We start from the raw sequence: 12,463 nt of genomic DNA, 5'->3' as shown, positions 1-12,463 counted from the left end.
ATGCCCGCCGGCCGGGCCCCATCCGCCCGGCCGGCGCCTCCTCCGATCGGAGGACGTCGCATGCCGTGGTTATGGTATTCTTGGTGATATTGATCACTCAGGCCATTTATAGCCATGCATCGACCACCGAAGCTGCCCGAACTGGTCGAGTCCATCTATGACGCGGGGCTCGATCCCTCGCTGTGGAACCACGTCGTCGCCGGCGTCCGCGATTTCGTCGGCGGGCAGGCCTGCGGGCTGTTTTCCAAGGATTCGATCAGCAAATTCGGCGTCACTCATTATTATTGCGGGGCCGACCCGCACTATATCCGGCTCTATTCAGAGACTTATTCGAAGTTCGACCCGCTGACGGTGCTGCCGCCGCATGGCGAGATCGTCAGCATCCCCGATCTCGTCAATTTCGATGAATACCGGAAAGGGCGCTTTTACCAGGAGTGGATGCAGCCGCAGGGTTGCAGCGACGCGGCCAACGTCGTGCTCGAGACATCGCATGCGAGCTGCCCGGTGATGATGACGGTGCTGTCGGGCCGGCACATGGTGGACCCGGCGATGAAGCGTCGGCTCTCGCTGATCGTACCGCACGCCAGCCGCGCGCTGCTGATCAACCGCGCCATCACCTCGCAACTGACACTGGCGACGGCGCTGGTGGATGTTCTGGACAATCTGGCGTCCGGCATCTTCCTGCTCGATGCCTTCTGCCGGGTGGTGCATGCGAATTCGGCCGGCCACGCCTTGTTTGCCGCCGACGACGTGGTTCGGTCCGTTGCCGGGCAGCTCGTAACCAGCAGCGCGGAGGCCAATCAGACGCTGCGCGAGGCACTTGCGACCCGCAGCGAAATTGCCCTGCTTGCCACACGGGGCCATGCGATCCCGCTGCTTTCGCCGAGCGGCGAGCGTTATGTCGCGCATATTCTGCCGCTGTCGTCCGTGCTGCGAAATGGCAGCGAGCGGGTGGTCGATGCCGCCGGTGCGCTGCTCCTGCGCAAGGTGTCGCTTGGCGGGCAGTCCTATGGCGAGCTGATCGCACGGACCTTCGGCCTCACGCCGGCCGAGCTGCGCGTGTTCCTGTCGATCGTCGAGGTCGGTGGCGTCCCGGAAACGGCGGCAGCGCTCGGTATCGCAGAGACCACGGCGAAGACGCATCTGCATCGGGTGTTCGCCAAGACCGGCGTTTCGCGTCAGGCCGATCTCGTCAAGCTCGCGGCCGGATTCTCCAATCCGCTCGTCAACTGATCGGTCAATCGCGGCCGGGGTTGAACCTTTTGCTCCCACGATAGACTCAATTGTGCCGCCGGGCATGACGAGCATTTCGCGATCTCCAAGTCACCATTGGCTGTTCTGATGTCCCGACCTCCCAAACAGTCCGAGTTGATCGAGAATATATATGACGCGGGTCTCCACCCTGAGTTGTGGAGCGATGTTGTCGTCAAGCTCAATGCGTTCATCGGCAGCCAGGCTTGCGGGCTGATTTCGAAGGATCCGGTCAGCAAGTCCGGCGCGACGCATTATTACTGCGGTGTCGATCCGCACTACATCCAGCTCTATGCCGAGACCTACGCCCAGTACGATCCGCTGGCACGGCTGCCTCGCTATGGCGAGGTTCGTAACATCCCCGATCTCGTGAATTTCGACGAATATCGCCGCGGGCGGTTCTATCAGGAATGGCTGCGGCCCCAGGGCTGCGTCGATGTCGCCAGCGTGGTTCTGGAACAGTCGAAGTCGCCGTGTCCGATGCTGATCACCGTGATTCCCGGCAAGGGGATGCTCGATGCCGAGCAGCGGGCGCGGATGCAATTCCTGATTCCGCATGCGAGCCGGGCGCTGCTGATCAACCGGGCGATCGAGCGGAAGCAGCAGCGGGCGATCGCGCTCGCCGATGTCGTGGATCGGCTGAATGCCGGCGTCATCCTGCTCGATACGGCCTGCAACATCGTCCACAGCAATCCTGCCGCGGACATGTTGCTCGCCGCCGATGATGTCCTGCGGTCTGTCGCGGGCCGGCTGGTGGCACGATCTTCCGCGGCAAATTCGGCGCTGCGCGATATCTTCCGTGACGCAGGCGAGGTTGCCGTCGCGGCGGCCGGCGGGCGAAAGATTCCGCTGATGTCGCATGACGGCTCCTACTACGTCGCGCACGTCATCGCGCTGCCGTCGTTGTTGCGTGAAGGCGCGGCGGAGCGCATGTCGGCGGTCGGCGCCCTGTTCATCTGGAAGGCGGAACTCGACGGCCGCTCATGTGCCGGCCTCATCGACCGCGCGTTCGAACTGACCCCTGCGGAGCTGAGGGTCATGCAATCGATCGTCGAGGTCGGCGGTGTGCCGGAGACGGCCGTGGCGCTCGGCATCGCGGAGACGACGGTGAAGACGCATCTGCATCGGGTGTTCGCGAAGACCGGCGTCTCGCGACAGGCGGACCTCGTGAAGCTCGCGGCTGGATTTTCCAATCCGGTTCTGCACTGACGCGCTTTCCGAAGGCGCAGGCGAGTCGCTCCGGCTCGCGATAGGTTCAAACAGCAGCATCATTAGAAAGTTATCGCGGGTCGTTCGATCGAATGACGCGATTCTCCGCGCTCTCTTCTACGAGAACTCACGCGTTTTCTTGCTCGACGCGTTCGATCTTCGTGTGAAGCAACTCACAGCAAGCGGAAGTGAACCTCATCAATCTCTCGCACAAGTTGAGAGGAGATTGTCATGCGAAAGGCGTCACCAGCTCCGGCCGGCAAGTTCCGCGACATCGTCGCGCGCATCGGCGCGGCATTCCGCGCGCAGCGCGAGATCGACGCGAAGCGCGTGTTGCGGCGCTACAGCCATTTGCTGGAGCAGTCGCACGGAACGTCGCGTTTGAATGAAATGATTCCCGTCTGCAATGAAGAGGATATTTTTGAAAATGCCAACAGAGTTGATCCGCGCGAGCGCGCGGCCGGCCGCACCACGTTCGAACGCGCGTAACGTCAATATTGTCGCAGCCGCGCTGACGGCGGCGCTCGTCACGCTTCAACTGGTCGGGCTGGCAATGCTGGAGCGTTCGCACGCGCAGCCGGTCGCTCGGCCTCTCCTGAATTCGCACGATGCGGAGCTCTGCACCGGGACTGCCGATGTCCCGGCGACGCAGACACCCTACGATTGACCCGGAGAACGCATCGTGCCTGATATCACGACCAGCCTTCTCGTGAGCGTCGCCGTGTTCGCCGGCGCTTTCGTCTCGGGGCTCTCGGGCTTCGCGTTCTCGGCCGTGGCGGGCGCGATTCTGCTCCGCGTGTTTCAGCCGCTGGAGGCCGTGCCGCTGATGATGGCGTGCAGCATCGGCGTGCAGGCCACCAATCTATGGGCGCTTCGGCGCAGCATCCGGTGGGAGGGCAGTCTGCTGCTGATCGTCGGCGGATTGATCGGCGTTCCCATCGCGGTGTCGCTGCTGCAGAGCACGGACACGCATCTGCTCCGGCGCGGCTTCGGTATCATCGTCGCGCTCTATGCGGCCTACATGCTGCTGCGGCCGACGCTGGTGACGGCGGGCGAAGCCGTCGGCCGGCCCTGGGTCGCACTGATCGGGTTCGGGGGAGGGCTGGTCGGCGGCCTGACCGCGATGCCCGGCGCGATCCCCACGATCTGGTGCGACATGCGCGGCATGCCCAAGAGCGAGCAGCGCGGCCTGGTGCAGCCGTTCATCGCCGCGATGCAGGTCTTCGCGATCGCGCTGCTGGTCGGACACCAGGATCTATCGTCGAAGGTGTTCGTCGACCTCGCGATCAGCCTGCCGGCGCTGTTCGCAGGCTCAGCGCTCGGCGTGATCGCCTTTCACCGGGTCAACGAGACGGTCTTTCGCAAGACCGTGCTCGTTCTGTTGCTGCTCTCAGGGATTTCCCTGATCTAGTGGCCTGCGCCTTCGTGCTTGAGACCCTGGACCGGCGCCGCGCTGGTGTCGCTGCTGTGATGCACCAGCGGCTTGTTGCCGGTGACGGTCCGGAGCAGCACATAGAACACCGGCGTCAGGAACAGGCCGAACACGGTGACGCCGATCATGCCGGAGAACACCGCGACGCCCATCGCGCGCCGCATCTCCGAGCCCGCGCCGGTCGAGAGCACCAGCGGCAAGACGCCCATGATGAACGCCATCGACGTCATCAGGATCGGGCGCAGCCGCAAGCGGCTCGCCTCGATCGCCGCCCGAATCGGCGTGCGTCCCGCGAATTCGAGCTCGCGCGCGAATTCGACGATCAGGATCGCGTTCTTGGCGGAGAGGCCGACGAGAACGATAAGCCCGATCTGGGTGAAGACGTTGTTGTCGCCCTTCGAGATCCAGACCCCGAACATCGCAGCCAGCAGCCCCATCGGCACGATCATGATGATCGAGAGCGGCAGGGTCAGGCTCTCATAGAGCGCCGCCAGCACCAGGAACACCAGCAGGATCGCCAGCGGAAACACCCAGAGTCCGGAATTGCCGGCGATGAACTCCTGATAGGTCAGGTCGGTCCATTCGAAGGCAAAGCCCGGCGGCAACGTCTCCGCCGCGATCCGCGTCGCGACCTCCTGCGCCTGGCCCGATGAAAAGCCGGGCGCGGCGGCCGCGTTGATGTCGGACGACAAAAAGCCGTTGTAGCGGATCGCGCGCTCAGGTCCGGCGCTCTGGCGAATCGTGAGCAGCGCCGACAGCGGCACCATGTCGCCCGAGGACGAGCGCACCTTCAACTGCCTGATGTCGTCGGCACGCGCCCGGAACGGCGCGTCGGCCTGGACATAGACGGAGTAGGTGCGACCAAACTTGTTGAAGTCGTTGACGTAGTAGGAACCGAGGTAGATCTGCAGGGTGTTGAACACTTCGGTCACGGGCACGCCGAGCTGAAGCGCCTTGGTGCGGTCGATGTCGGCGAAGAGCTGGGGCACGTTGACCTGGAAGCTCGAGAACACGCCGGCGATCTCCGGCGCCTTCTGCATCGCCGCCATGAACGCCTTGGTCGCCTCGTTCAGCGCTTCATAGCCGAGACCGGCGCGGTCCTCGATCTGCAGCTTGAAGCCGCCGATGGTGCCGAGGCCGTTGACCGGCGGCGGCGGGAACATGGCGATGAAGGCTTCCTGGATGCCGGAATATTTCTTGTTGAGATCGGCCGCGATCGCGTTCCCGCTCAGGGCCGGACCCTTGCGCTCGTCGAACGGTTTCAGCGTCGAGAACACGATGCCGGCGTTGGATGAGTTGGTGAAGCCGGCGATCGACAGGCCCGGGAACGCGACCGAGCTCTCGACACCGGGCTGGGTCAGCGCGATGTCGCTCATCTTGCGGATGACCTCTTCGGTGCGGTCGAGCGCTGCACCGTCGGGCAGCCGCGAGAAGCCGACCAGATATTGCTTGTCCTGGCCCGGCACGAATCCACTCGGCACCTGCTGGAACAGGAAGGCGGTGAGGCCGACCAGCACCACATAGAGGCCCATCACCGCAGCCTTGCCCGAGATCACCTTGGTGACGGTGCCGCTGTAATTGTCCGAAGAGCGCGTGAAGGCCTTGTTGAAGCCGCGGAAGAACCAGCCAAGGCCCTTTTCCATGATGATCGTCAGCTTGTCCTTCGGCTCGTTGTGTCCCTTCAGCAGAAGGGCCGATAGGGCCGGCGACAGCGTCAGCGAGTTGACGGCCGAGATCACGGTCGAGATCGCGATGGTCAGCGCGAACTGCTTGTAGAACTGCCCGGTGAGGCCGGAGATGAAGGCCAGCGGCACGAACACCGCGATCAGCACCATCGCGATCGCGATGATCGGGCCGGAGACCTCGCGCATCGCCTGGTAGGTGGCGTCGCGCGGCGAGAGGCCACCCTCGATGTTGCGCTCGACGTTCTCGACCACGACGATGGCGTCGTCGACGACGATGCCGATCGCAAGCACGAGGCCGAACAGGCTGAGCGCGTTGATGGAGAAGCCGAACAGATGCATCACCGCAAAGGTGCCGACGATGGACACCGGCACTGCCAGCAGTGGAATGATGGAAGCGCGCCAGGTCTGCAGGAACAGGATCACCACCAGCACGACCAGTGCGATCGCTTCCAGCAGCGTGTGGATGACAGCTTCGATCGAGGAGCGCACGAACTGGGTGGGGTCGTAGACGATCTGGTAGGACACGCCCTCCGGCATGTTCTTCTTGATCTCGGCCATGGTGGCGCGGACGTGGTCGGAAATCTCCAGCGCGTTGGAGCCCGGCGCCTGGAAGATCGGGATCGCCACGGCCTGCTTGTTGTCGAGCAGCGAGCGCAGGCCGTATTCGGAGGCGCCAAGCTCGATGCGGGCGACGTCGCGCAGCCGCACGACTTCGCCGCGCGTGCCGGTCTTGACCACGATGTCGCCGAACTGCTCCTCGTTCGCAAGCCGTCCTTCCGCATTGACGGACATTTGCAGGTCGATACCCCTGACGTTCGGCGACGAGCCGACGACGCCGGCGGCGGCTTCGACGTTCTGTGCCTGGATCGACTTGACGATGTCGCTTGCGGTCAGGCCGTGCTCGGCCGCCTTCTGCGGATCGACCCAGACCCGCATCGAATAGTCGCCGGCGCCGTAAAGCTGGACGTCGCCGACGCCGTCGATCCGCGCGAGGCGGTCCTTGACGTTGAGCACCGCGTAGTTGCGCAAATACGTCATGTCGTAGCGGCCGTTGGGCGACAGCAAATGCACGACCATGGTGAGGTCGGGCGACGACTTTTTGGTGATGATGCCGAGCTGGCGCACCACGGCTGGCAGGCGCGGCTCGGCCTGCTGCACGCGGTTCTGCACCAGCTGCGTCGCCTTGTCGGGGTCGGTGCCGAGCCGGAACGTTACCGTCAGCGTCATGGCGCCGTCGGTGGTCGCCTGGCTCGACATGTAGAGCATGCCTTCGACGCCGTTGATCTGCTCCTCGATCGGGGTTGCCACCGTCTCGGCGATCACCTTGGGGTTGGCACCGGGATAGGTCGCGCGCACCAGCACCGAGGGCGGCACCACGTCCGGATATTCGGAGATCGGCATCGCGAACAGCGAGATCAGGCCTGCGAGGAAGATCAGCACGGACAGCACGCCGGCGAAGATCGGACGGTCGATAAAGAACTTTGAGAGATTCATGGCCTTGCCCCTGCAAGAGAGACAGCTCTCCCGTTACCGGGACGCGGGAAATACCCGCGAACCCGGAATCGAGATGCGATGTCTTGGTAGCTCTATGACGTCGTTATTCCGGGCACGCGGCCCGGAATGATGTAACTAGCGTTGCACCACGTCCTGGTTGCTGTGGTTGGAGGCCTGCTGCGGTCCCCGCGCACCCATCACCGCGACCTCCGTCTTGAGGAGAGCACCCGGACGCACGCGTTGCAGGCCATTGACGATGATGCGATCACCGGGCTTCAGCCCCGCCGTCACGATGCGCAGGCCGTCAACCGAACCGCCGAGCGTGATCGGCCGATAGACCGCGCGGCTGTCGTCGCCGACCCCCATCACGAACTTCTTGTCCTGGTCCGTGCCGATCGCGCGCTCGTCGATCATCACCAGCGTCTGCTGCTTCGGCTGGCCCATGCGTACGCGGGCGAACTGGCCGGGGATGAGACGCCCGTCCTCGTTCCGAAACACCGCGCGGACCCGGATGGTGCCGCTCTGGCCGTTGACTTGGTTGTCGATGAGCTGGATATGACCTCTCGCCGAGAGACCGCCGGATGTCGTCATTTCCACCGGGATCTGGTCGAGATTGCCGCGCTTGCCGGAGGCATCCGCGATCGAGTTCAGCGCGCGCAGCACGACCTCTTCATCCGCATCGAACGATGCGTAGATCGGATTGACCGACACCAGCGAGGTCAGCACCGGGGAGGCGGTGCCGGCGGCGACGAGATTGCCGACGGTGATCTCGAACTTGCCGACGCGGCCGTCCACGGGTGCACGCACCTCGGTGTAGTCGAGATTGAGCTTTGCGGTCTGGAGCGTCGCTTCTGCCGCCTTCACATTGGCGATGGCTTCGCGATTGGCATTGTCGCGCTGGTCGTAGTCGCGCCGTGTGACCACGGCATTGCCGACCAGCTGCGCGCCGCGCTCGAGCTCGCTCTGGGTGAACACGACGCGCGCTTTGGCAGCCTCGAGCTGGGCGTTGGCCTTGTCGACCTCTGCTGCGTAAGGCGCCGGATCGATCTTGAACAGCACGTCGCCGGCCTTCACCAGCGCGCCTTCGGTGAAGTTGGTCGCAAGGATCGCACCCGCGACGCGGGGACGAAGCTCGACACGGTTGATGGCCTCGAGCCGGCCGGAGAAATCGTCCCACAGCACGGTCTGCTTCGGTTCGATCAGCGCGACCGTGACAGGGACGGCCTGCTCAGCTGCCGCAGCCGTTGCGGTCGCCTGCGCGGCACGTAAGTAATGGCCGGTCGCGATCGAGCCGGCCACGGCGAGGGCGCCCACGATGGCAACGCCGCCGAGGAGGCGGCGGAAACGGCCGGTGCGGGGGGAGTTTTGCGAGGGATGCATTTGCGCGCTCCAGATATGTAGTGTTCACTACAGATGTGGAGCTGGATGTCGCAGTGCAAGATACTTATGTACCATTCACTAAGAAAATTGTAGCGGCATACCGCAAGAATTGGAAGACGGCAGAGAAAATAAAGCTAGAACAAATAGATAGGATTCGGCGTTAAGCTTCAGGCAGAACGTGAATTCCGAGGAGACAGGCACATGGGCATGGGACGCCCCCGCGAATTCGACGCCGAAACGGCGTTGGACCAGGCGATGGAAGTGTTTTGGCGCCATGGCTATGAGGGCGCCACCATTGCCCAGCTCACCGAGGCCATGGGCATCAATCCGCCGAGCCTTTACGCCTGCTTCGGCAACAAGGAAGGCCTGCTCAAGGCCGCGCTCGACCGTTACACCAAATTGCGGGGCGTCTGGATGGACGAGGTGGTCGCCGCGCCGACTGCCCGCGACGTCGCCGAGCGGATGCTGATGGGCATCGCCGAAAAGCAGACCGATCCCGCCAATCCGCCCGGCTGCCTGCTCGTGCAAGGCGGCATCGCCTGCGGCAGTGGCTCCGAAAACGTCCCCTTCGAGCTCGCCGCCCGCCGCGCCGAGAACGAAGACCAGCTCCGCGAGCGCTTTGTTCGCGCCAAGGCCGAAGGCGATCTCAAGCCGAGCTCTGATCCCGCCGCGCTCGCGCGCTACGTCTCGGCCGTCTCGGTCGGCATGGGCGTGATGGCGTCCTCAGGCTCCGACCGCGAGGCGCTGCGTCAGGTCGCGAGCGTCGCCGTGCAGGCGGTCGAGGCGCAGTCGGCCGACAGAACGTGACGGCCGCCCGCCGTTGTCAATTTGACGATTGCAGCGAAGGCGGCGGGACGAAGCCACCGAACTCGCGTTCAATCAACCCGGCCAGCGCAATCGTCGTGCGGTCCTCGAGATAAGGCCCGATGATCTGAACCCCGACCGGCAGGCCCGACGGCGTTCGCTCGATCGGTACGGCGGTCGCCGGCAGTCCGCAGGTCGAGGCCGGGTCCGCCCAGATGAAGCACGCATCGGCGTAAGGGTGCAGCTTTCCGTCGATGTCCAGTTGCCGCGCGTCGAACGGTTCGGACTGGTCATGCGGAAAGGCCGGCACGGCGGCAGCCGGATAGATCACGGCGTCGAACTCGCGGAAGAACTGCTGCCACCGTTGCTGCAACTGCAGGCGCGCCGCGTCGGTCGCCAGCCATTCGCGATGGATCATGCCCCAGCCCCGCGCACGCTCGGCCTGCAGGCTGCGGTCGTCGGGCGAGAGCGCCGCGGCAATTCCTTGCGCCTCTGCGAGGGCGGCCGGTGTCAGGCGCGGGCTTCGGGCTGCGTTCAACAGCTTCATGTAGAGCCGCGCGGAGTCGGCGAGGTCGGGCAGCGACGTGCTCGCACGTGCGACCCGCGCACCAGATTTGTCGAGCCGGTCGGCCAATCGCCCAATGGCTGAACGCACGGCATCGCCCGTCGGCATCAGCGGATGGGTATCGATCACGAGGATCCTGAAATCCTTGAGATCGTCGTGCCGCGGGGCCGGTAGCGCAAGGCGATAGCCGATCCCGTCGCGCGTCTCGTCGGGGCCGGCAATCACGTCGAGCGACAGCGCAAGGTCGGAGGCGGTGCGCGCCATCGGCCCGACGACAGCCAGATCGCCCTGGCCGGGGACGGGTAGTGCAGGCGGCAGGCTGTAGCCGCGCAGCGGGACCAGGCCGAGGCTGGGCTTGTGTCCGAACACACCACAGAAGTGCGCAGGTACGCGGATCGAGCCGCCGATGTCCGAGCCGATCGAGAGCGGACCGAAACCCGCGGCCAGCGCCGCGCCCGATCCGCCCGAGGAGCCGCCGGGCGACCGGCCGAGTTCCCATGGGTTGTTCGTCGCTCCGTAGATGTCGTTGTAACTTTGGAAGTCCCGCAAGCCGATCGGGATATTGGTCTTGCCGATGATGATGGCGCCTGCCGCCTTCAACCGCGAGACCACAAGGGCGTCTTCCGCCGGTTGGAAATCCCTGAAATGCGGAAAGCCCCATGTCGTCGGCAGGCCGGCGACGTTGAACGGTTCCTTGAGGGTCACGGGAATGCCGAGCAGCGGCAGCCGCTCGCCGCGGCCAAGCGCGGCATCGGCGGCGCGTGCGGCGTCTCTCGCCCGATCGAAATCGCGAACGATGATCGCGTTGATCCGCCCGTCCAGCGCCTCGATGCGCGCGATCGTATGCGCGAGCAACTCGGACGCGGACACTTTGCGAGCGTGCAGGGCGGTCAGCAGTGCGCCGATCGAGCCGTAATTCAGATCAACGTTATCTGCGGTCATCACGCGCTCCATTGTATCACATCGTCTCGGCAAACCGATCCGGGCGCTGAACATGCGATTTTGTGAGCGAGATGAGGAGACGGCACAACGGGAACCAGATCTGCCCGCCGGTCGGGGCCGCGTTAGGGGCGCCGACCGCCTCCACAGCGTCATGGCCGGGCTTGTCCCGGCCATCCACGCCTAACGACACGGCACGGAGAACGTGGATGCCCGGGAAAAGCCCGGGCATGACGACCTCCTGTGCCCCGACATCGGGGTCAGAGCATCCGCAGGTCAACTAAGAGCTAACCTCAGGAAGCCTCCTTCAGCACCGGCGACGCGGATTCCTCCGCCTTGAGCTCCTCGAGGCTGCGATGCCGGGGCTCGATGCCCAGCGCCCAGACCGTGATGATCTGCACCACCAGCAGTCCGATCATCAGCGCCATCACGCCGGCCACGCCGCGCGTCTCGAACAGCGACACGACGAGAAACGGTGTGACGATGGTGGCGCCGCGCCCCAGCGTGTTGACGATGCCGGAGGCGCGCAGGCGGACCTCGGTCGGAAACAGCTCGGGGATATAGATGCCGAACAGAAGGGCGACCAGGACGTAGATCGGTACCGTCAGCGCGAAGCCGACAGCCGGCAGCAGGATCGGGTCGGAGATCATGGGGTAGAGGATTCCGAGCATCACCGTGATCAGGGATGCGCCGATGATGGTCGGCTTGCGGCCCCAGCGGTCGGCGGTCAGCGCGCCGATGGCCGAGCCGACGGGCGCGCCGAGCGCCATCAGCAGAGAATAGCCGAACGAGGTCGCGATCGAGAGGCCCTGCTTGACGAAGAACACGGGCAGCCAGGTCACGAAGCCATAGAGCAGGGTGTTGATGGTGATCAGGCAGACGGCGCCGACGATCATCCGCGACAGCAAGGGCGCGGTGAACAGCGTGCCGAGATCGGCAGATGCCGGGATCGGTGTCGTGGCCGCGGGAGGAGGCAGGGGCTGACCCCGCGCGGCTTCCTTCTCGATGGCTTGCATCAGCGCTTCCGCCTCGGCGGTGCGTCCCACAGCTTCCAGCCAGCGCGGCGATTCCGGCAGCGACTTGCGCATGTACCACACCACGAGCGCGCCGACGCCGCCGAGCACGAACATGGAGCGCCAGCCGAATTGCGGCACCACCACGGACGCGATCAATAGCGCCACGGGCAGACCGGTGACGACGCACACGGTCGTGAAGCCGAGCCATTTGCCACGGGTGCGCGCGGGCACGAATTCCGTCATCGTCGAATAGCCGACGACGTTCTCCGCCCCGAGCCCAACGCCCATCACGAAGCGGCAGGCGATCAGGAAGGCCATGTTCGGTGAGAACGCCGCGGCCAGGGAGGCAACGCCGAAAAGGAGCAAATTGAATTGATAGGTGAAGCGGCGTCCGTAGCGGTCGCCGAGGAAGCCGGTGCCGAATGATCCCAGCATCATGCCGACGAAGCTCGCGGAGATGAAAACCGCATTCTGGGCGAGGGTCGAAAAGCCTGTCTTCAGCGTGACGCTGAGCACGGTCCCGGCGATATAGATGTCGAAACCGTCGAAAAACATTCCGATGCCGATCAGCAGCATGATGCGGCGGTGGAATGGCCCGATCGGCAGCCGATCCAGACGGCTGCCTGCGTTCACCATTGTCGACATATACGCTCTCCCCTGACTGTTGTTCTGGTCGATGCGGCCCGCC

The 12,463-nt window shown here is 64.6% G+C and carries 10 protein-coding genes; 5 read left to right on the top strand and 5 right to left on the bottom strand.

Going from position 1 to position 12,463, the window contains the following annotated elements; translation table 11 throughout:
* The first annotated feature begins 114 nt into the window (after positions 1 to 114).
* The 4 genes from AB7531_RS27050 (at position 115) to AB7531_RS27035 (ending at position 3,871) form a co-directional block, all read left to right on the top strand.
* Positions 115 to 1,233 (top strand): helix-turn-helix transcriptional regulator, encoded by a 1,119-nt coding sequence (locus AB7531_RS27050; RefSeq protein WP_063983905.1) that lies wholly within the window; start codon positions 115 to 117, stop codon positions 1,231 to 1,233.
* 108 nt (positions 1,234 to 1,341) lie between these two features.
* Entirely contained in the window at positions 1,342 to 2,460 is a 1,119-nt protein-coding gene (locus AB7531_RS27045; protein WP_063983904.1) for a helix-turn-helix transcriptional regulator, read from the top strand.
* A gap of 231 nt (positions 2,461 to 2,691) precedes the next feature.
* Positions 2,692 to 2,949, top strand: a complete 258-nt coding sequence (locus tag AB7531_RS27040) for a hypothetical protein (RefSeq protein ID WP_063983903.1) — start codon at positions 2,692 to 2,694, stop codon at positions 2,947 to 2,949.
* Between the two features lie 193 nt (positions 2,950 to 3,142).
* Positions 3,143 to 3,871, top strand: a complete 729-nt coding sequence (locus AB7531_RS27035) for a sulfite exporter TauE/SafE family protein (RefSeq protein ID WP_063983902.1) — start codon at positions 3,143 to 3,145, stop codon at positions 3,869 to 3,871.
* On the opposite strand, the gene AB7531_RS27030 is transcribed toward AB7531_RS27035, so the two are convergent.
* On the bottom strand, positions 3,868 to 7,071 hold the full coding sequence (locus AB7531_RS27030; protein WP_063983901.1) for an efflux RND transporter permease subunit: 3,204 nt from the start codon (positions 7,069 to 7,071) through the stop codon (positions 3,868 to 3,870). The genes AB7531_RS27035 and AB7531_RS27030 overlap by 4 nt on opposite strands.
* Before the next feature lie 135 nt (positions 7,072 to 7,206).
* A complete protein-coding gene (locus AB7531_RS27025) occupies positions 7,207 to 8,451 on the bottom strand; it encodes an efflux RND transporter periplasmic adaptor subunit (RefSeq protein ID WP_063983900.1) in 1,245 nt (414 codons plus the stop codon).
* A 201-nt stretch (positions 8,452 to 8,652) separates the two neighbouring features.
* Between AB7531_RS27025 and AB7531_RS27020 the strand changes: the two genes are divergently transcribed.
* Positions 8,653 to 9,258, top strand: coding sequence for a TetR/AcrR family transcriptional regulator (locus tag AB7531_RS27020; protein WP_063983899.1), 606 nt, complete (start codon positions 8,653 to 8,655; stop codon positions 9,256 to 9,258).
* A 16-nt stretch (positions 9,259 to 9,274) separates the two neighbouring features.
* Here AB7531_RS27020 and AB7531_RS27015 read toward each other — a convergent pair whose 3' ends face one another.
* From AB7531_RS27015 to AB7531_RS27005, 3 genes are all read right to left on the bottom strand, one after another.
* Positions 9,275 to 10,762: an amidase gene (locus AB7531_RS27015; protein ID WP_371495478.1), complete on the bottom strand. Its 1,488-nt coding sequence runs from the start codon at positions 10,760 to 10,762 to the stop codon at positions 9,275 to 9,277.
* A gap of 16 nt (positions 10,763 to 10,778) precedes the next feature.
* A complete protein-coding gene (locus tag AB7531_RS27010; protein ID WP_063983897.1) occupies positions 10,779 to 10,991 on the bottom strand; it encodes a hypothetical protein in 213 nt (70 codons plus the stop codon).
* A 61-nt stretch (positions 10,992 to 11,052) separates the two neighbouring features.
* Positions 11,053 to 12,420, bottom strand: coding sequence for an MFS transporter (locus AB7531_RS27005; RefSeq protein ID WP_441280184.1), 1,368 nt, complete (start codon positions 12,418 to 12,420; stop codon positions 11,053 to 11,055).
* Positions 12,421 to 12,463: the final 43 nt, after the last annotated feature.

Source organism: Bradyrhizobium sp. 63_E2_N1_3, from assembly GCF_052076005.1.
GTDB classification, from domain to species: domain Bacteria; phylum Pseudomonadota; class Alphaproteobacteria; order Rhizobiales; family Xanthobacteraceae; genus Bradyrhizobium; species Bradyrhizobium barranii.
Note: the sequence above shows the minus strand (reverse complement) of the source record. Positions and strands in the feature narration are given on the sequence as shown.